Origin of the sequence: Candidatus Magnetobacterium casense (assembly GCF_019173545.1) — a bacterium.
In the GTDB taxonomy this organism is placed as follows: Bacteria; Nitrospirota; Thermodesulfovibrionia; order Thermodesulfovibrionales; family Magnetobacteriaceae; genus Magnetobacterium; species Magnetobacterium cryptolimnobacter.
The window spans coordinates 1-1,213 of record NZ_JABXWD010000731.1 but is presented as its reverse complement, the minus strand read 5'-3'; the positions used below and the strand labels follow the sequence as shown (position 1 = coordinate 1,213).

1 protein-coding gene is annotated in these 1,213 nt (G+C 50.5%); it reads right to left on the bottom strand.

Going from position 1 to position 1,213, the window contains the following annotated elements; genetic code table 11:
• Window positions 1-6: 6 nt before the first annotated feature.
• On the bottom strand, window positions 7-1,209 hold the full coding sequence (gene tuf, locus HWQ67_RS19145; protein ID WP_218254291.1) for an elongation factor Tu: 1,203 nt from the start codon (window positions 1,207-1,209) through the stop codon (window positions 7-9).
• Window positions 1,210-1,213 lie beyond the last annotated feature (4 nt).

The window sequence follows — 1,213 nt, the reverse complement described above, 5'->3', positions numbered from 1 at the left end:
TATAATTTATTCATTGATTTTAGTAACGACGCCAGCGCCCACAGTTTTTCCACCTTCACGGATAGCAAACCTCAACCCCTCATCCATTGCCACCGGTGTTAACAATTCCACACTCACCTTTACATTGTCCCCAGGCATCACCATCTCGGCACCTCCAGTTAACGTCACCACCCCAGTCACGTCCGTCGTCCTAAAGTAAAACTGCGGCCTATATCCATTAAAAAACGGTGTATGCCTCCCACCCTCCTCCTTCGTCAATATATAAACCTCAGCATCGTACTTCTTGTGCGGCGTTATACTGCCAGGCTTCGCCAATACCTGCCCACGCTCCAAATCCTCCTTCTCTATCCCCCTCAACAACACCCCAAGGTTATCTCCCGCCTGCCCCTCATCTAACGTCTTGTTAAACATCTCTACCCCAGTCACCACCGACTTCTTAATATCAGGCTTGATCCCCACCACATCAACCTCATCCCCTACCTTCACCCTCCCCCTCTCTACCCTACCAGTACCTACCGTCCCCCTCCCCTTAATACTAAACACATCCTCCACAGACATCAAAAACGGCTTGTCTATCTCCCTCACAGGATTAGGTATGTACGTGTCCACCGCATCCATCAACTTCAATATCTGACCACAATTACCACACGTCGCGCCCCCACACCCACACTCATTCGCCTTGAGCGCAGAACCCCTCACAACGGGAATCTCATCCCCAGGAAAATTGTACTTACTCAATAACTCCCGCACCTCCATCTCCACCAAATCCAGCAACTCAGGATCCTCTAACATATCCACCTTGTTCATAAATACCACTATCCTCGGTACCCCCACCTGCCTCGCCAATAATATGTGCTCCCGCGTCTGCGGCATTGGCCCATCAGGCGCACTTACCACCAATATCGCACCATCCATCTGCGCTGCTCCCGTTATCATGTTCTTCACATAATCTGCATGACCAGGACAATCCACATGCGCATAATGCCTCTTCTGTGTCTCATACTCCACATGCGATATCGCTATCGTTATCCCACGCTCCCTCTCCTCCGGCGCCTTGTCTATCGAATCATACGGCCTGTCCTTCGCCAACCCCTGCTTCGACAATACATGCGTTATCACCGATGTTAACGTCGTCTTCCCATGATCTACATGCCCTATCGTACCTACGTTCACATGCGGCTTCGTCCGCTTAAATACCTCTTTTGCCATTGAT